Origin of the sequence: Streptomyces luteogriseus (genome assembly GCF_014205055.1) — a bacterium.
GTDB lineage: Bacteria > Actinomycetota > Actinomycetes > Streptomycetales > Streptomycetaceae > Streptomyces > Streptomyces luteogriseus.
In genome coordinates this window covers 1,844,693-1,859,815 of the sequence record NZ_JACHMS010000001.1, presented here as the reverse complement: position 1 = coordinate 1,859,815, position 15,123 = coordinate 1,844,693, and the positions used below count along the sequence as shown (strand labels likewise).

Genomic DNA, 15,123 nt, shown 5'->3' with positions numbered 1-15,123 from the left:
CCACACTGAGTGACCGGACCAACACGGCGCCCGCGCCGGGTCGAGTCGAGGGGATCGGGACGAGCGGTGGGTGACCAGCCTGCTCCCGCGGTGGACATCGCACCTCTGCTGGCTGCGATGCCGCCGCTCAAGGAGCGCGAGGAGATCAGACGTGGCCTGCTGTCACCCGGTCAGCCCGTGTTCGCCTACGTCCGGGAGCGGGTGGCCGCCGAGGACGTCGCGACCCTGCGCGTGCTGCGCGACGAGGACCGGCCCCTGCACCGGCTGCTGACACCGAGGGCGGCCGCGGCGTCGAGCGTCCGGTCGCTGGTCGGACACCCGCCCTATCTGAAGGAGGAGCCAGCCGCAGCCCAGTCGCTCCGGGCCGCGGCGGCCATGGGGCTGGCACTCGTCGGCGACGCCGGACAGAGCGCCGGGGAGCTGGCCTCCGGGCTGCTGTGGCTGCGCCGCAACCACGCCCACCCGGGCTACGAACACATCGCGGCGCTCGCCCTCGCGGCCGCGACCGAAGCCGGTCATGCCACCCGGCTGCGCCGCCTCACCGACGCCGTGCCCGAGGCCGACCGGGACCTGGCCCTGCCCGCGCTGACCTGGCTGCTCGCCCTCGACGGCGCCCTCCCCGAGGCCCGGACGGTGGCCACGGCGACCGTCCTGTTCGACGACGGACGCGGCGGTGTGCGGGGAACCCTCACCGCCGCCGTGCTGCCGGAGGGACCGCCCGCGCTGCTGCCCGACCCCCGCATCATGTCGGGTTTCCGCGGCGACGAGGGGTTCCGGCAGTCGCTGCGGGACGCTTGGGACGGCGCGGGCCACAGCGTCAGGAGCACGGTGCTCTGGTCGCTGACCGATGCGGAGGGCGTGGTCGGCATGGTGGAGGACACCTCGCTCGGCTGCGCCTTCGCTGTGTTGTTGGGCGAGGTCGCACGGGCCGGGCGCCGCTTACGGCCGCCCGCCCTGCGCAAGGTCAATCCGCGGACGGCGCTGGTCGGAGCTCTCGACCCGGGCCGGCCCGGGACGCTGGCCTCCGTGGGCGGGTACGAGGCCAAGCTGAAGGCCGCCGGGGAGGGCACCAACGTCGTCGTGCCCGCCGCTGACCGGGCCGACGCCGCGCGGGCCCTGCCGGGCGGCACCGCCGGCGGGCTCCTGTACGCCGCGACCGTCCAGGAGGCGGCGCGCGGGGCGCGCATGTGGGACCTCCCGGTGGTGAAGCGGTGGAGCGTCACCGTGGTGGCCGTGCTGATCGTCCTCCTGGTGATCAGCGTGTCCGTGATCAGAGCGGTCAGCGAGTCCGGCGAGGCGGAAGCCCGCAAGGCGCTGGCAGCCGACCTGGCGGCCGAGGCGATGCTGCAACGGGGCACCGATCCGAGGCTCGCCGGTCTGCTCGGTCTGGCCGCCTACACCATCGAGCCGGACACCCCACGCGCCGTGCAGGCCATGCGCGACGTGCTGGAGGCGAACTCCGGGGTCCGGATGTCCTGGCGGGCGAGCCCGGCTGCGGTGAACGGCATCGCCGTCGACGACAAGCGGGGCCGCGTCCACACCTCCGGGGACGACCCGTACGTCAAGACCTGGGACCTGCTGACCGGCAAGGAACTCGGCAGGGCCGAGGGCGCCGTCACCGACCTCGTGTTCGACGAGGGAAGCGGTCTGCTCGCCGGCCGGGACGGCAAGGCCGTGTCCGTCTACTCTGCCCTGGAGCCCGTCCCCCGGCTCATGGGCAGGCTCGGCACCCCCTCGTGCGGGGGAAAGGGCACCAAGCCCGTCGCGACGGCGTTCGCCAACAGCGGTGTGCGACTGGTGGAGGTGCGGGACGACGGGGTCGTCGCCCAGTACGACACCACGACGCTGGAGGAGGTCTCCTGCCGGCGGACCGGGGACCAGGAGGTGGACGGCCGGCCCGTCCCCATGGAACCCGGCCGCGTGCTCGACGCCACGGTCGCGCCCGGCACGCGACCGGCCGGCAACGGTGAACTGCCGGAGGAGGAACGGGCACTGCTGCTCGTCGAGTCCGACGACGTCCTCGCGGTCGGACTGGACAGCCACAAGGTCAGCACCGAGATCCGGCGCGACGACATCCAGGGCGAGGCGTTCCAGATCGCCGCCAACGACGCCGACGTGCTCCTCGCGTCCGCGCAGGGGGTCCAGGCCTGGGACCGGCGCCACCGACGACAACTCGCCTTTCCCGTCGGCGGACTCGCCTACCCGCCCCGCGCCCTGGCCGAGCGGTCGGGCAGTGTGGTCATCGCCGGGGACAACGGCACCGCCCTCGTCCCCGTGGGCACCGGTGACCAGGCGATCGCCAGCCGGGATCTCGAGGAGCCGCGCGGCGGACCCGCCGTCACCGCCGCGGTCGGGGAGCTCTTCACCGTGGTGGCCGCCGGGCGGGGTGGGCGGGTCAACGTACTCGACCGGCGGCCCGGCCCCCTCAGCCTCAGCCCCGCCGTGCAGTCGGCCGTCGCGAACTTCGGGCCGGGGGGCCAACTGGTGATGACCCAGGTCGCCTTCGACGGCTCCGATGGCGTGTACACCATCGACCCCGACACCGTCCCCGAGATCGCGCTCAACCCGGCGGAGCAGTCGTACGGCCCCCTCGCGCAGTACTCGTTCCAGAGTTTCGGCATCCGTGACGCCACCGCCAGAGGGAAGCTGGTGGTCGCCGCCGGCACGTACGGAGGCCGGTCCGTCCTCGGTGTGTGGAGCAAGGGAAAAGACGTCCCCCGGACCCTGCGGGTTCAGGCCCTCGACCGCGCCGTCGGCAGCACCGAACGGGCCCTCACCGACGTCGCCTTCGTGCCCGGGAAGGACCTGCTCGTGGCCCGCCACGCCGATGGCCCCCTGGCGATCTGGTCCACCAGGACCTGGAAGCTCGTGAACACCATCCAGGTCGGGCAGGGTTCCGGTCTGGCCGTGCACGGACGGCAGGCGCTCGTCCTGGAAGCCGGAGCGGGGGACGGCCCCCGCCTCGTCCTCGCCGACCTCACGACCGGGACCACCCGCGCGGCAGCCGCACCCGGCGCCGAGCGCATCGCCTGGAGCCACGACGGTTCCCTCATCGCCGTGCTCGGCGGCGACAACACCGTGCGCTACCGGAACGCCGGCCTGAAGGAGACCGGAGAGCCCCTCGTCCTGCCCGGGACGACCGAGCGGCCCACAGCGCTGGCCCTCGCACCGGACGGCCGGCACGTCGCCGTCGCGGCCGGCGACGAGGTGCTCGTCCACGACACCGCCACCGGCCTTCAGGCCCTGCCCACTCTGCACAGTTCCCGCGGTCAGCGGATCACCCGCCTCGCCTGGTCGCCGGACGGCCACTTCCTCGCGGGGGTGACCAGCCCGGTCGACTCCGGCGAGGCGCCCGGGCCCGTGAGCCTGTGGCGTGTCGACGGCATCGACTGGCAGAACCAGGTCTGCCGCTGGACCGGTGGCGCCGGTCTCAGCACCAAGGAATGGAGAACCCACATCGGCGAACGCCACGCCTACATCGACCTCTGCGCCGAGACGAAGTGAGCCGCCTCATGCCCCGTACCGGACACCGCCTCCGAGGCTTTCGGGCCCTGGCCCTGGCCACGGTCCTCGCAGCCGCCGCGTGCACCTCCGCCGGTGACGGACCCGCGGCCCCGAAGTCCCGCCCCGCGTCCACGGCCACCGGGAAACCCGACCGGCAGCATCCCGTCGCGGCGTTCCTCCAGCCCGCCCGCGAGGCCGTGATGATGGCGGACGCCGCAGGCCGTACCTGGAAGGCCGCCGACCTGCCACCCAGCACGGCGACGTCCTCCTTCGACACCGAGCGACTGCCGTCCGAGCTCGTCTGGTCGCCCGACGCGAGCCGCCTCGCCTGGATCGACCCCGGGGGTGTGGGCCAGACCGGACAGATACATCTCCTGGACGTGCGCAGCGGACGGCTGGCCTCCCGCACCTGCCCCTGCGCCGGGCTCGGTTTCCTGGGCGAGGACGCCGTCAGCCTCGCCACCGACGGCAGGTCCCTCCTGCTGTTCCCGCCGGGCGGCAAGGCGCGGCGTATCGCACTCGACAAGCGGCTCTCCCCTTACTCGCAGCTCGCGACCGGAGGCGCCGACGACGTCATCCTGTTCTCCCTCCTGCCTGAGGGGGGTGACATCCACCGCGGAGAAGGCGCCCTCGTCGTGGCCGACCGCAAGGGCACGGTCCGCCCGCTGCTGCCCGACAAAGGCACGACGTCCTTCGCCGAGGCCCAGCGGAAGCCCGGCGGTGACACCGTCGCCTGGGCCGACCTGGAGTCGAACGGTGCCTGCTGGCCCCTCCAGACCGTCAAGACCCACCCCGGCACCTCGGGCGCGGGCGCCCACAGATCGCTCCCCGACGACGCCGCGTTCCGCCACGCCCTGGTGGAACTGCCGCGCATGGTCACCCATCTCGCCTGGGCGGGCGACGGCCTCACCCTCACCTACAGCGCTCTGAGCGCCTGCCAGGTCATGTCTCCCGAGCGGGCCGTCTCCTACTACCTGCGCGACGGGCGGTGGACCTACCTCGGCAACGGCATGCTCGGCATCGCGTTCGGAGCCGAGGGCCGGGTCGTACGTCTCAAGAACCCGGTGTACGGGAAGGCCGACATCACCGAGACCGCCGACCCGATCACCGGCACTCTCACCCTCACCACCGGCGGCGGCGAACCGGTCCTCGGAAAGGGCGTGTCCCTGTTCGCGCTCACTCCCGCCGAGAGCGCCGCCGCACGCCCTCCCAAGTCGTCGGCGGCACAACCGGCGGCAAGGGTGGCCGCCGTCGACGACCACGGCGCCCGGCTGCCCGCCGCGGCGCGGAAGCTGGCCCGGGACATCGCGGACGCGGCGGGACGAGGCGACACCGACCGGCTCGTGGAACTCTGCGACCCGTGCAGCACGGGAGAGCACGACTGGATCCGCTCCGACGACGGCCCGCGCAACGTCCTGCGGGCCATCCGCACCCATCCCCTGCGGCAACCAGGCGGTGGTCTGCTCTACCCGGGCCTCACCACGTGCGTGGACGAGCCGGACCAGGACATCAGCTGTACACCGCAGCAGCTCCACGACGCCGCCGCCCTGCGTCTGAAACCCGGATCGGCCCCCGGCATGGGGTACGGCGGCTCCTCCTACAGCGCCTCGGACGCCGTACTCGTACCGCTCACCCTGCGCCTCGAGAAGGGACGTGCCCGATGGACCGGGCTCGCCGCGGGGTGAAGCCCCCCGCCACCGCATCTATCGTCCCTCACCAGGCGCAGGCCACGAGCGGCCCGGCGCCCATCATGAGCGGCGACACCGTCGAGGGCCGGCGCGTGCTCGGCTTCACCTGCACCGCGTCGTCCGCGCCCACGCCGGCCGACGACCAACTGCTCCTCGTCGGCGACGAGTACGCCGACCCCCCGCCACGGCGGAGTACCGACCCGGCCGACCAGCCGAGCCTGGTCCGCACCGGCCATCGTCCGGACCAGCAGATCCGCTCCGCCCGTACCCACCGGCCGGACGACCTGGACCCCGGCCTGACCGACCGCTTCCGGGCCCTGCTGCACGGCCCCCGCACACCTCCCTTCACAGCCACCCTGATCGAGCGCCTGGCCGCGGCGGGACACCGCACCTGGCTCAGCGGAGGCGCCCCCCGTGACCTGCTGTCCGGAGCCGCACCCGACGAGATCCAGGACCTGGACCTCACCGGCACCGCCCCCGCCGGGGCCTACACCGAGACCACCCGCCAGGTGCTCGACCTCGACGGCACCAGCGCGGAACACCCCCAGCGCTTCTGCCCCGACACCCTCGTCTGCACGGTCCTCGACCCCGTCGCCCGAACCGGCGGTCCCAGTCTCGACTACCGGGGCCTCGGTCTCGGCCTCGACGGCGCGTCGGTCCCCGCCACCGGCACCGACCTGCTTCAGGACAGCCGGCAGCGCGACCTCACCGTCAACACGCTGCTCTACGACCCCGCACACCACCTGATCGTCGACCCGTCCGGCCAGGCGCTCGACGACCTCTCCGACGCCGGCGGGAGACGCCGCATGGTTCCCGTCACCACCTCGGCGGATCCGCTCGTGTGCGCCGAAGTGCTCCTGCGAGGCCTGAAGTTCCTGTTGCGCTGGCAGGGCCGGGACCTGGACGACGGGCCGTTGCGCGCCTGGGCCAGGGCACTCCCGCCCGACCTCCCCGCCCGGCTCGACCGGCGGGGCGAGCAGACCTGGGACCGGCTGCGCGGCCTGCGGGCCCAGTGCGTCCCCGACCCACGGGCGCCCGTCGTGCGGGAGACGGTCCGCGATTTCGGTACCGTCGCGGCCGAGATCCTCACTCGATGCGATGAGGACGGCTCATGACGACCGAGCACCCGGAGAGGACCGCCCCGCCCCCGCACCGGCCCCTCAGCGACTGGATCGCCCGCGTGCGCCCGGCGGCGCCCGGGCGGCTCCCCGTCATCGGGCCGGTCAACGACGGGGACGAGCGCACCGACGCCCGCACGATGCCCCGCTTCCGCACGGAGCCGTGGACTCGGACCAGCCTGATCGTCGAGCGGGCCGGCGAGCGCTGCCGCGCCCTGGCGCTGCGGGCGTCCGACGGCGGCGCAGTCGTCGAACTGGACGACTGCGGAGCGCCCATCGCCGTTTCGGAGACCGGTGCCGAGCTGATCGACCGTCTCGAGAACCACTGGGCCGAGCCCCCCGCCGACCCGAGGACCGTCGACCGGCTCCGCGCCGAAGGCCTCGCCCTGCGCTACTTCCTCCTGCACCGGCTCGCCCGCGAGACCGACGCACCGGCGGCGCTCTTCCACAGCCTGCCCTGGGAGCGCGTCGACGCAGCGGCGCGCTCGGCCACGGCCCTGCTGCACGCCCAGACCGATGGCCCGCCGGCGTCGCCCGTCCCGCCACCGGACGGAGAGCTGCGCCACTGGTTCACCCCCGCCGCGTCGTCCCTCGCCGGCCCCCTCCAGGTCCTCGAAGCCGGACTTCGCACCGAGCGGGCGGGCCCGTGGTTCGGCAGGGAAGCCGCCAACCTGCTGAGCGGCCTCCTGAGCGCGGAGCCCCGCCGCCTGCCCGATGCCACCCGCAACGCCCTCGCCGGTCTCGCCGGTGTGCTCGGCGAGGCCGACCGGGCCCTGCACCACGCCGCGCGCCTGGCCGCCGCCCGGCTGACCGGGATGCACCCCGTGACACCGATGCGGCGGCTCCTCGACTCCGACTTCGTCCTTCGGGCCTCGTCCGGCGAACCGCGATCCGGACGCGACGAGCCGTCCGGCCGCGGTGAGTTCCTCGAGCAGTGGCCGGTCGCCGCCGTCCTCACCGTGACCGGCAACCGCCTTCTGGAGATCGAGATGGAGATCGAGGACCACCCGGACCCTCCCACCCGGCGCCGGACCGACGGCCCGCTCTGCCAGCCGGTGACCCTGCGCCCGGTCATGGAAGACACGGGCACTCCCTCCGCCGGGCGCGGCATCCGGTACTGGATGCTGCTCCACACGGGGGCGGGGGCGCTGGGCGGCTTCATCGCGGTGCCCGCCCCGGACCACACCTTCGAGGTCGACCTCGACGCACCGCCCCTGCCGCTGCGCTTCCTCGACCGTGTCCCCCCGGGCGAACTGGAGGCGTCACTGCACGCCAACGAGCACATCACGCTGTCCGAGTGGCACCGCATGATCGACGACCTGGCACCGTGGCACCCGGCCCATACCGCACTCGCCGCCTACGTGTCGCGCCATGGATGACGCCAACTCGCCCAGCAGCGACGGGCATTCGGCCACGCCTCCAGCGCGGCACCGGTACGGTGGGCCCGTGGACACCGAGGATCGGGCACGCCTCGACAGCGACGCCCGGCGGCGCCGAGCCATCGGGGCCGAGTTCAGGCGGCTCGAAGAGAGCGCCATGTACAGCGCGCAATGCCAGTTCGAGGAGACCAAACGCTGGCGCGCCGTGCACCTCCTGCTCGGCGTCCCGGCCACCCTGCTCGCCGCCATCGCCGGAACCACGGCCCTGGTGGAGTCCACCGGACGGACCGCGGCCGGCATCCTCGCCCTGATCTCCTCCGGTCTCGGCGCGGTCCTCACCACGGTCAACGCACCCCAGCGGACCGCCCAGGCCTCGGCAGCGGCGAATGCCTTCCTGGAGATCCAGACCGCCGCCCGCCAGCACCGCGAGATCGACATGGACCAGTGGACCCTGGACGAGGCCCGGCAAGCTCTGGCGGCCTTGACCGTACGGCGCGACGAACAGAACGCGACGGCCGAGGTGCCGGGCCGCCGTGCCTACCGCAAGGCCCAGGCCAACCTCAGGGCCGGGACGCAGAGGTACGCGGTCGACGGCGATTCCTGAGAGGGCAGCGCCGGAACGCGCACACCCGCGCGCATGGCCGGCGCTCTCCGCCCGGGGCTCAGGATTTCGGAGGTGCCGTGGAACCCCGGGGCGTCAGCACGGGAGTGGGCACCGGATGCGATCCGGCCTCACCCCCCGTGATCACCGAGAACAACGTCCGGGCCACTTCCGCCCCGAACCCGTGCACATCATGGCTCATCGCCGACAGTGTCGGATGCGTCAGCCGGCACAGCTGTGAGTCGTCCCAGGCCAGCAGTGAGACGTCCTCCGGCACCCGAAGGCCCATCTCCGCCGCCACCGACAGCCCCGCCACCGCCATGATGTCGTTGTCGTACACGATGGCGGTGGGCCGGTCGGCAGGGGCAGCGGTGAGCAGTGACCGGGTCGCCCGCGCCCCCGCGTCCCCCGAGAAGTCCGTCGCCACCTGCCACGCCCCGGCCAGCGCCAGCGCCCCCGCCGCCTCGTCGAACGCCGCCGTCCGGATCGCCGTGTGCCCGAGGTCCGCCGCCCCGCCGACCCGGGCGATCCGCCGGTGTCCGAGCGCGGCCAGGTACCGCACCGCCTCCGTCACGGCCGTGGCGTCGTCCGTCCACACCGAGGTGAGCCCCCCGGTCAGCGAGGGATGCCCGACGGCGACCACCGGCATCCCGAGCCGCTGCGTCATGGCCGCCCGCGGATCGTCCGCGCGGAAGTCGACGAGGATCGACCCGCCGATCTGCCGCCCCCGCCACCATGTCTCCTGGACGCCCACCTCCTCGTCCATGTTCCGTACGAGCCGCAGCAGCAGCGAGCTGGAGTGCTCGGCCAGCACGCTCTCCACGCCCGAGACGAACTCCATGTACCAGGGCTCGAGCCCGAGCACCCGCGCCGGCCGGCACACGGCGAGACCCACCACGTCCACCCGCGATCCGGCCAGCGTCCGCGCCGTGAGGCTCGGCGACCAGCCCAGCTCCCGCGCCGCGAGGAAGATCCGGTCCCGGGTGGCCTCAGACAGCCCGGGCTTGTGGTTGAAGGCGAGGGACACGGCACCCTTGGACACGCCGGCGCGCGCGGCGACGTCCTTGATGGTGACGCGAGGGGCCGGCGTTGCCGTCATCGGGCGGTCTCCACGCAGTACAGGGCCGAACGAGCAGTCTCCGCGTCCGGAGTCTTCCAGCCGCGCACCCCGATGGTCACCTGTTCGCCCGGCAGCAGTGTGACCCGCCCCCGGTCGGCCCGCGCCCCGGGGTCGAGCCGGTCGGCTTGGAGCAGCAGGTCCCGGACGAGGGTGCGGGCGGTCACCGTGATGCCGCCCGGGGCGAGAGCGACCTCGAAACGCGGGGCGGGGTAGGGGACTTCACGGTCGGGCACGGGGAAGTGCAGCGCCCGCAGCCCCTCCGCGTCCGCCCCGGAGTCCGCGCCCGTTCCGGAGTCCGCGACCACGGCGGAGTCCGCGTCCGTCCCGGAATCCGCGTCCGCCCCGGAATCCGCGACCGCGCCGGCGTCCGCGACCAGGAACTCCTTCGGCCCGAGGGGCGTCAGCTCGCGCGGCACGTCCACCCGGGCCACGGTCCGCGCCCCGGCCGTCAGCTCCACCTCCGTCCGCCCCAGCATCTCGCCCTCGACGGACATCCGCCGCAGGGTCAGCGTCCCCCGCCACTCCTCCCGCCCCTGGTTGACGGCGGCCAGCACCAGCCGGCCGTCCCGCTCCTGGAACGTCAGCAGCCGGTCCGCGTACAGCCGCCGCAGCTCGTGGTACAGCGGCTTCTCCCGGCCGTCCCCGTCGATCGCCGCCCAGGACGTCACCGGCCAGCAGTCGTTGAGCTGCCAGACGATCGTGCCCGCGCAGACCGGCCAGTGGGAGCGCCAGTGCTCGATCCCGGCCGCGACCGCCCGCGCCTGGTTGAGCTGCATCAGGTAGTGCCATCGGTCGAAGTCCCCGTCCGGCACGGCGAAGTGCCGCTCGAGTCCCCGCTCCAGCTTGCCGTTGCCGTCGTCCGCCTTCTGGTGGTGCAGCATGCCGGGGGAGTCCGGCGCGAGCTCCTCCCCGGGCAGCGCCCGGCGCAGCGTGGTGTAAGCGGGCGGCGCCTGCCAGCCGAACTCGGCCACGAACCGCGGCACGCTCAGCCGGTAGTCCGCGTAGTCCTCCCGGTTCCACACCTCCCACGAGTGGTGGGTGCCGTGCGCCGGGTCGTTCGGGTGGTGCTCCCACGACCCGGACCAGGGACTGCCCGCCGTGTACGGCCGGGTCGGGTCCAACTCGGCCACCAGGCGCGGCAGTACGCCCAGGTAGTAGCCCTCCCCCCAGGAGTCCCCGGCCAGCCGCGGCTCCCACTCCCAGTCCCGGAAGCCCCACAGGTTCTCGTTGTTGCCGTTCCACAGCACGAGCGAGGGGTGCGGCATCAGCCGTACGACGTTCTCCCGCGCCTCGGCCTCCACCTCGCCGCGCAGCGGCTGTTCCTCCGGGTAGGCCGCGCAGGCGAACGGGAAGTCCTGCCAGACCAGCAGGCCGAGTTCGTCACAGGCGTCGTAGAAGTCCTCGCTCTCGTAGATCCCGCCGCCCCAGATCCGGACGAGATCCACGCCCGCGCCGGCCGCCTGCTCCAGTCGTTCCCGGTAGCGCTCGCGGGTGATCCGGGAGGGGAAGACGTCGTCGGGGATCCAGTTGACGCCCCGCGCGAAGAGCCGCTCGCCGTTGACGACGAGGGTGAAGCCGGTGCCGTGCGCGTCGGGCCGCCGGTCGAGTTCCACGGTCCGGAAGCCGACCCGCCGCCGCCACACGTCCAGCGCGTCCTCGCCGTGCAGCAGCTTCAACTCGACGTCGTACAGCGGATGTTCGCCGTAGCCGCGTGGCCACCACAGCCGCGCGTCCGGCACCCGCAGCCGTACGACCCCGCCCGCCCCCTCGATCTCCGCCCGCGTCCGCACCCCCGCGACGGTCGCCTCCACGGCGAGCGGTGCCTCGACCCGGGTCCGCTCGACGTCGACGGCCAGTTCGACGACGCCGGTGCCCTCCTCGACGGTGACCAGGGGGCGCACCCGGGCGATCCGGGCCGTCGACCAGCGTTCCAGGCGCACCGGCCGCCAGATCCCGGCCGTCACCAGGGTCGGCCCCCAGTCCCAGCCGAAGGAGCAGGCCATCTTGCGCAGGTACTGGTAGGGCTCGGCATAGGCGGCGGGCCGCTCGCCCACCCGGCCCCGCACGGCCTCGGCCTCGGCGTAGGCGGAGACGAACCGCACGGACAACCGCCCGGACAGGCCCGTCACGTCGAACCGGTAGGAGCGGTGCATGTTGCGCACCGTCCCCAGCAGCCGCCCGTCCAGGGAGATCTCGGCGACGGTGTCGAGCCCGTCGAAGACCAGGTCGGTCTGCTCCTGCCCCGGCGAGCCGCCGATCTCCCGCTCGTACGTCCAGTCCCGGCGCGCCACCCACGCCACCTCGGTCTCGCCCAGGCCGAGGAACGGGTCCGGGATCACCCCGGCTGCCATCAGGTCGGTGTGCACGCACCCCGGCACGGTGGCCGGGATCGGCTCCGAGTCGTGCCGCAGGGTCCATCCGTCGCCGAGCGGTGTGGCCTCCAGCATGCGCACTCCCTTAACCGGTCCAGTAAAGAGTGGTGTGACGGTTTCGCATCGTTGGCGGGATTGGGACTTTACCGGTTGAGTGCACGCTGCCAGAGTTCCGAACCAGCCATACCGCACGTGCTCGTCCGTCCCGAGTTCCCCTCCGCGAACGGAGCTGATGCACATGAACCGCCGTACCCTCCTCGCCCTCGCCGTGGGCGCGGCCCTGCTGGCCTCCGGCTGCACCGGCTCCGGAGGCTCCGCCGAGGGCGCCGACGCAAAGGCGCCCGACGATCCCTCCAAGGTCGACGGGACCATCACCGTCCTCACCCACCGGACCGACCTCGTGCAGGACGGGACGATGAAGAAGTACGCCGCCGAGTTCAACAAGACGTATCCGAAGGTGAAGGTCGAGTTCGACGGCATCACCGACTACGAGGGCGAAGTCAAGATCCGTATGAACACGGAGAACTACGGCGACGTCCTCATGATCCCCGCGGTGATCGAGAAGAAGGACTACCCCAAGTTCTTCGCCGCCCTGGGGAGCAAGGAGGAGCGGAGCGAGAAGTACCGCTTCACTGACTACACGGCCGTCGGCGGCAAGGTCTACGGCCAGAGCCCGCTCGGCGCGGTCCCGGGGTTCATCTACAACAAGAAGGTGTGGAGTCAGGCCGGGATCACCGAGTGGCCCACGACACCGGCCGAGTTCCTCGCCGGCCTCAAGGCCGTCAAGTCGAAGACCGACGCGGTCCCCTACTACACCAACTTCAAGGACGGCTGGCCGCTCAGCCAGTGGACGGGGGTCAGGGGCTCGGTCAGCTGCGACGAGCAGGCCACCACCCGGTGGGCCGAGGGCAACCCCTGGGCCGAGGGCGGCGAACTGCGGGTGGCGGACGGCCTGCTGTACGACATCGTGCGCCAGGGGCTCGCCGAGAAGGACCCGACCACGACCAACTGGGAGGCGTCCAAGCCCAAGCTGGCCAAGGGCGAGATCGCCACCATGTGGCTCGGCTCCTGGGCGGTCATCCAGATGCGGGGCGCGGCGAAGCAGGCCGGCACGGACCCGGACGACATCGGGTTCATGCCCTTCCCCGCCCAGAAGGACGGCACCTTCTGCGCGGTGACGTCACCCGACTACAACCAGGCCGTCAACATCCACTCCTCGCACAAGGACGCCGCCCGCGCCTGGATCGACTGGTTCACCGACGAGTCCGGCTACGCGCGGGACAACCTGGCGCTGTCCCCGCTCAAGGACGCCCCGCTGCCCGACGTCCTGAAGCCGTACGAGGAGGCGGGCGTCAAACTCCTCGACCTCGACGACGCCAAGGGCGCCGAGCTGAAGACCCTCGAGAACCAGTCCGAGGTCGGCATCAACAAGCCGGACTACCGCAAGGAACTCGTCGACATGGCCCGCGGCGCCAGGAAGGGCGACCCGGACGACTTCCTGGACGGCCTCGGTGAGAAGTGGACCGAGACCCAGAAGTCGCTGGGGTCCTGATGACGGGCACGACCGAGACGGCGGCCGTCAAGGCAGCCACCGGGACGGCCTCCCAGGCCCCGGCACCCGCCCCGCGCCCGGCACGCCTGTGGCGCGGGGCCACCCCCTGGCTCTTCCTGCTCGCCCCGCTCGCCCTCCTGATCGTCTTCACCTACGCGCCGATCGCCAACATGGTCGCGTACAGCTTCACCGACTGGGACGGGGTGAGCCCCGAGCTGCGCTGGACGGGCACCGGGAACTACGCCGAACTCTTCACGCGCCCGGAGATGTTCGAGGTCTTCTGGGTCAGCGGCTACTACCTGGCGGCGTCGGTGATCCAGATCGTGGCCGCGCTCTACTTCGCCACGATCCTCAGCTTCGACGTCCGCTTCCGGAACTTCTTCAAGGGCGTGCTGTTCTTCCCGTACCTGATCAACGGCGTGGCGATCGGGTTCGTCTTCCTCTACTTCTTCCAGGACGGCGGCACCCTCGACTCCGTGCTGGGCCTGCTGGGCGTGCGGACGGACCGCGCCTGGCTGGGCACCCCGGAGTCGGCGAACACCTCCCTCGCCGCCGTCTCCGTCTGGCGCTACCTGGGCCTGAACTTCGTGCTCTTCCTCGGCGCGATCCAGTCGATCCCCGGTGAGCTGTACGAAGCGGCGGAACTGGACGGCGCGAACCGCTGGCACCAGTTCCGCCACATCATCGCGCCGGGCATCAAGCCGGTCCTGTCCCTCACCGTGATCCTCTCGATCTCCGGCTCCCTGTCGGTCTTCGAGATCCCGTACATCATGACCGGCGGCGCGACCGGCACCGAGACGTTCGTGATCCAGACCGTGAAGCTGGCGTTCCAGTTCAACAAGACGGGACTCGCCTCGGCGGCCGCGATCGTGCTGCTGCTGATCGTCCTGGCGGTGACCTGGGTGCAGCGGCGCCTCGCCCCCGACGACAAGGTGGACCTCGTATGACGCGCCGCGCGGTGACCCGCGTCCTCGTGTACCTGTCGCTGATCGCCGCGACCGCGGTGGTCCTGCTCCCGCTGGCCGCCGTGTTCCTGACCTCGCTGAAGACGGAGAAGGAGATGGCGGCCGGCAGCGGAGCGCTCGCGCTGCCCGACGACCCGTTCCACTTCGACAACTACGTGACCGCGTTCCAGGACGGCCGGATGCTCTCGGCGTTCGCCAACACCGCGGTCATCCTGGCCGTCGCCATCGGCGGTACGGTCCTCATCGGCTCGATGACGGCCTACGCCATCGACCGGTTCCGGTTCCGCTTCCGCGCGTGGGTGCTGGCGCTGTTCCTGGTCGCCGCGCTCGTCCCCGGCGTGACCACCCAGGTGGCCACCTTCCAGATCGTCAACAGCTTCGGCCTGTTCGACAGCCTCTGGGCGCCCATCGCCCTCTACATGGGCACGGACATCGTCTCGATCTACATCTTCCTGCAGTTCGTCCGCTCGATCCCGGTCTCCCTGGACGAGTCGGCCCGCATCGACGGCGCCAACGCCTTCACGGTCTACCGCAAGGTCATCTTCCCGCTGCTGAAACCGGCGATCGCGACGGTCGTGATCGTGAAGGGGATCACCGTCTACAACGACTTCTACATCCCCTTCCTCTACATGCCCTCCGAAGATCTTGGCGTGATCTCGACGTCGCTGTTCCGCTTCAAGGGACCGTTCGGCGCTCACTGGGAGACGATCTCGGCAGGGGCGATCCTGGTGATCGTCCCCACGCTGGCCGTCTTCCTGTTCCTCCAGCGGTTCATCTACAACGGCTTCACCCGGGGGGCCACGAAGTAGCGGCCCCCTCTCGGG

The 15,123-nt window shown here is 72.3% G+C and carries 10 protein-coding genes; 8 read left to right on the top strand and 2 right to left on the bottom strand.

Going from position 1 to position 15,123, the window contains the following annotated elements; translation table 11 throughout:
• Positions 1-90 precede the first annotated feature (90 nt).
• The 5 genes from BJ965_RS08360 to BJ965_RS08340 all read left to right on the top strand — a co-directional run bounded on the left by BJ965_RS08360 (position 91) and on the right by BJ965_RS08340 (position 8,293).
• The gene (locus BJ965_RS08360) at positions 91-3,504 is read left to right on the top strand and encodes a WD40 repeat domain-containing protein (RefSeq protein WP_184908096.1); all 3,414 of its coding nucleotides are present in this window, start codon (positions 91-93) and stop codon (positions 3,502-3,504) included.
• Between the two features lie 8 nt (positions 3,505-3,512).
• Entirely contained in the window at positions 3,513-5,189 is a 1,677-nt protein-coding gene (locus BJ965_RS08355; protein WP_184908095.1) for a hypothetical protein, read from the top strand.
• Positions 5,190-5,254: 65 nt separating this feature from the next.
• On the top strand, positions 5,255-6,307 hold the full coding sequence (locus BJ965_RS39865) for a hypothetical protein (protein ID WP_184908094.1): 1,053 nt from the start codon (positions 5,255-5,257) through the stop codon (positions 6,305-6,307).
• Positions 6,304-7,689, top strand: coding sequence for a hypothetical protein (locus BJ965_RS08345; RefSeq protein WP_184908093.1), 1,386 nt, complete (start codon positions 6,304-6,306; stop codon positions 7,687-7,689). The genes BJ965_RS39865 and BJ965_RS08345 overlap by 4 nt, the downstream gene beginning before the upstream one ends.
• 67 nt (positions 7,690-7,756) lie before the next feature.
• Positions 7,757-8,293 (top strand): SLATT domain-containing protein, encoded by a 537-nt coding sequence (locus tag BJ965_RS08340; RefSeq protein ID WP_313666754.1) that lies wholly within the window; start codon positions 7,757-7,759, stop codon positions 8,291-8,293.
• A 58-nt stretch (positions 8,294-8,351) separates the two neighbouring features.
• Here BJ965_RS08340 and BJ965_RS08335 read toward each other — a convergent pair whose 3' ends face one another.
• Positions 8,352-9,389 carry a LacI family DNA-binding transcriptional regulator gene (locus tag BJ965_RS08335; RefSeq protein WP_184908091.1) on the bottom strand — a complete coding sequence of 346 codons (1,038 nt, stop codon included), beginning with the start codon at positions 9,387-9,389 and terminating at the stop codon, positions 8,352-8,354.
• On the bottom strand, positions 9,386-11,857 hold the full coding sequence (locus BJ965_RS08330; protein WP_184908090.1) for a glycoside hydrolase family 2 protein: 2,472 nt from the start codon (positions 11,855-11,857) through the stop codon (positions 9,386-9,388). The genes BJ965_RS08335 and BJ965_RS08330 overlap by 4 nt, the downstream gene beginning before the upstream one ends.
• A 163-nt stretch (positions 11,858-12,020) precedes the next feature.
• On the opposite strand from BJ965_RS08330, the gene BJ965_RS08325 reads away from it, so the two are divergent.
• Genes BJ965_RS08325 through BJ965_RS08315 form a run of 3 tightly spaced genes read left to right on the top strand, consistent with a single transcriptional unit; the run spans position 12,021 to position 15,108 of the window.
• A complete protein-coding gene (locus tag BJ965_RS08325; RefSeq protein ID WP_184908089.1) occupies positions 12,021-13,334 on the top strand; it encodes an ABC transporter substrate-binding protein in 1,314 nt (437 codons plus the stop codon).
• Entirely contained in the window at positions 13,334-14,281 is a 948-nt protein-coding gene (locus BJ965_RS08320; protein ID WP_184908088.1) for a carbohydrate ABC transporter permease, read from the top strand. The genes BJ965_RS08325 and BJ965_RS08320 overlap by 1 nt, the downstream gene beginning before the upstream one ends.
• Complete coding sequence (locus BJ965_RS08315) at positions 14,278-15,108, top strand: carbohydrate ABC transporter permease (protein WP_184908087.1); 831 nt, start codon at positions 14,278-14,280, stop codon at positions 15,106-15,108. Before BJ965_RS08320 ends, BJ965_RS08315 begins: the two co-directional genes overlap by 4 nt.
• Positions 15,109-15,123 lie beyond the last annotated feature (15 nt).

Excerpts from the sequence above, each read along its gene's own strand:
- BJ965_RS08355 (WP_184908095.1), top strand. The coding sequence starts at position 3,513 with ATGCCCCGTACCGGACACCGCCTCCGAGGCTTTCGGGCCCTGGCCCTG.
- BJ965_RS39865 (WP_184908094.1), top strand. The coding sequence starts at position 5,255 with ATGAGCGGCGACACCGTCGAGGGCCGGCGCGTGCTCGGCTTCACCTGC.
- BJ965_RS08345 (WP_184908093.1), top strand. The coding sequence starts at position 6,304 with ATGACGACCGAGCACCCGGAGAGGACCGCCCCGCCCCCGCACCGGCCC.
- BJ965_RS08335 (WP_184908091.1), bottom strand. The coding sequence starts at position 9,389 with ATGACGGCAACGCCGGCCCCTCGCGTCACCATCAAGGACGTCGCCGCG.
- BJ965_RS08330 (WP_184908090.1), bottom strand. The coding sequence starts at position 11,857 with ATGCTGGAGGCCACACCGCTCGGCGACGGATGGACCCTGCGGCACGAC.
- BJ965_RS08325 (WP_184908089.1), top strand. The coding sequence starts at position 12,021 with ATGAACCGCCGTACCCTCCTCGCCCTCGCCGTGGGCGCGGCCCTGCTG.
- BJ965_RS08320 (WP_184908088.1), top strand. The coding sequence starts at position 13,334 with ATGACGGGCACGACCGAGACGGCGGCCGTCAAGGCAGCCACCGGGACG.
- BJ965_RS08315 (WP_184908087.1), top strand. The coding sequence starts at position 14,278 with ATGACGCGCCGCGCGGTGACCCGCGTCCTCGTGTACCTGTCGCTGATC.